This window comes from Rhodococcus sp. BS-15 (genome assembly GCF_000813105.1).
Lineage (GTDB): Bacteria > Actinomycetota > Actinomycetes > Mycobacteriales > Mycobacteriaceae > Rhodococcoides.
On sequence record NZ_BAOX01000569.1, the window covers coordinates 1 to 1,013 of the forward strand.

Genomic DNA, 1,013 nt, shown 5'->3' on the forward strand with positions numbered 1-1,013 from the left:
GGCAGAACATCGGCATCGGCACCGCACCGAGCGATGCGGCCTGAGCGGGCGGCGGCTCGTCGTTGAGCAGCTCGATCAGTGCGCCCGGCTCGACGGCACCGAAGTCGACGAGGATGTCCACGCGCTCGGCAGGCGCGAGCCGAATGCTGGTAGCTTCCACCGGGGCGTCGAGCAATCCACCGTCGTTCCCGATGACCCAGAAGCGAAGTCTGTTGGTGAAGAACAGGTTCCACACGCTGTACGACCCGGCGTTGACGACTCGCAGTCGGTACATCCCCCGGGCGACCTCCATCGTCGGCCAGATCTTGCCGTTGACGACGCCCACGTCTCCGGTGCCGCCGCCCTCCCACTTTCCCTGCGGGACGGTGATGTTGGAGCGGATGCTCATACTGCCGTCGGGGTTCATGATCTTTTCCTGCAGCACGAGCGGCAGCTCGAACTCACCCGAGGGCAGACCCAGCGCGTTGTCGGAAGTGCCGGTGTCCCACCGGTCTCTGACGAGGTTCATGCCGAGCAGGCCTGCATAGACGTTGATGCGCGTCATCGACATCGCGTGGTCGTGGTACCACAGTCCCGCAGCGTCGTTGAGTCCAGGGAAGTTGTGCGTCATCGACTCGCCCGGGCGAACCAGCATCTCCGAGTGCCCGTCGCTCGCCGGTTCGGTGATGCTGCCGTGCAGGTGCAGCGACGTCGGCGTCATCGTGCGGTCCATCTCGCTCATGCCGTGCAGCGAGGTGTCGATGTCGGCGGCGAGCGGGTTCCCGGCGGTGGTGTTGGAGTACTTCAGCGTCCACGGCTGGCCGGTCTGCGACTCGATGGTGGGTCCGAGGTAGTCGCACTCGCCGTATCCGAAGGTGGGCGCGGGCCGTAGATCGGCGTGGAACACATGGGTGGAGCTGTGTGCATCGAGCGAGATCTCCGTGCCGCTGATCAGCGGCAACCGCGGCAATTCGTCCCGGAACGGCGTCAGGGGCGGTGAGTGGAACAGCAGGGGGCTCTGCCCGGCGGAGGAA

Annotated in this window: 1 protein-coding gene; it reads right to left on the reverse strand. The window is 65.9% G+C overall.

The annotated features are described in order from the left end of the window. A partial coding sequence (locus RHBS_RS27990; protein WP_148311817.1) for a multicopper oxidase family protein occupies nucleotides 1–1,013 on the reverse strand: 1,013 nt, incomplete at both ends.